General features: G+C 75.3%; 1 protein-coding gene. It reads right to left on the bottom strand.

What is annotated here, in order from left to right; all coding sequences use genetic code 11:
* Positions 1-231, bottom strand: a 231-nt coding sequence (locus ON45_RS23425; RefSeq protein WP_040496789.1) for a hypothetical protein, incomplete at both ends; no start/stop codon positions are given.

Genomic DNA, 231 nt, shown 5'->3' with positions numbered 1-231 from the left:
GCCGCCGTCGGCCTGGACCGCGATGATCGCGGTACACGGCGGCACCGTGACATGGTCGTCGTCCACCCGCGTGTCGAGCGCGACCGCACCGTTGCCCTTGAGCATCACGACCCGCGCCGCGCCGTCGATCGCGAGCTGCGGTCGGGCGCCGCCGACGTCGATCGCCGCGTCGGGCGCCCGCATCGACACCACATCGCCCGGTCGGATCCGACCGCCGGGTGCCAGCGCGCG

Source organism: Ilumatobacter nonamiensis YM16-303 (assembly GCF_000350145.1).
GTDB lineage: Bacteria > Actinomycetota > Acidimicrobiia > Acidimicrobiales > Ilumatobacteraceae > Ilumatobacter_A > Ilumatobacter_A nonamiensis.
This window is presented reverse-complemented; position numbering and strand designations above follow the sequence as displayed.